We start from the raw sequence: 1,242 nt of genomic DNA on the forward strand, positions 1-1,242 counted from the left end.
CCCTGGGGCGGCTCGTACCCCGGGCCGCTGGCGATGTCAGGCACCGGCAGCGCCTGGCGATCCACCTTGCCGTTGGGCGTCAGGGGCAAGGCCTCGAGCACCACGCAGGCACTCGGCACCATATAGTCCGGCAACCCTTGACCCAGCCGCTCGCGCAGCGCGACGGTGTCGAGTTCGACGTCGCCCTGGGGCACCACATACGCCACCAGCCGCGCGCCGCCGGGCCCTTCCTGGGCCACGACCACCGCCTCGCGTACCGCCGACTGGGCCAACAACCGGGCCTCGATCTCGCCCAGCTCGATGCGGAAGCCACGCACCTTGACCTGATGGTCGATACGCCCCAGGTACTCGAGCTGGCCATCGGCCCGCCAGCGCACCAGGTCGCCGGTGCGATACAGCCGTTCGCCCGAGCCGAACGGGTCGGCCACGAAGCGCTCCGCGGTGAGGCCACTACGCTGCAGGTAGCCGCGCGCCAGGCCCACGCCGCCCAGGTACAGCTCGCCGGCCACCCCGGGTGGCGTCAGGTTGAGCGCGCCATCCAGCACGTACAACTGCGTTGCGGCGATCGCGCCGCCCAGGGCGGGCCGGCTGTCTTCCACCCGTGTCGTCGCCGACCAGATGGTGGTCTCGGTGGGGCCGTACAGGTTCCACAGCTCGACCCCCTGGGCCAGCAGGTCCTCCGCCAGGTCGGGCGGCAGGGCCTCGCCCCCGCATAGCCCTTTGACGCGCGCCCGGCCATGCTGCGGTTCCCACGGCCAACCCGCCGTGCGCAGCAGTCGCCAACCGGCGGGCGTGGCCTGCAGCACCGTCGCCGCTTCGCGGTCGAGCAGTTCGCCCAGGGCCCGGCCGTCCCGGGTCGTCTCGCGACTCGCCAGGACCACCCGTGCGCCACTGATCAGTGGCAGATAGAGCTCCAGCGCGGCGATGTCGAACGACAGCGAGGTCACCGCCACCAGGGTGTCCTCGGCGCTCAGCCCCGGCGCCTGCTGCATGCTGTGCAGGAAGTGGCTCAGGGCGTGATGGCGCACCATCACCCCCTTGGGCCGACCGGTGGAGCCCGAGGTGTAGATCACGTAGGCCAGGTGATCGCCGTGCAGCGCCACGTCGGGGTGGGTCGACGCCTGATGCGCCAGGTCCAGCCGGTCCAGTGCGAGCACGCTCAGGCCCTCGGTCGCGGGCAGTGCGTCACGCAGGTGCTGTTGGGTCAGCAGTAGCTCGATACCGCTGTCCGCGACCATGTAG

Annotated in this window: 1 protein-coding gene; it reads right to left on the bottom strand. The window is 71.5% G+C overall.

Going from position 1 to position 1,242, the window contains the following annotated elements; translation table 11 throughout:
• Nucleotides 1–1,242, bottom strand: a 1,242-nt coding sequence (locus HR9077_RS19095; RefSeq protein WP_136068898.1) for an amino acid adenylation domain-containing protein, incomplete at both ends; no start/stop codon positions are given.

The sequence above is a fragment of the Modicisalibacter radicis genome, assembly GCF_900961225.1.
Classification (GTDB): Bacteria; Pseudomonadota; Gammaproteobacteria; order Pseudomonadales; family Halomonadaceae; genus Modicisalibacter.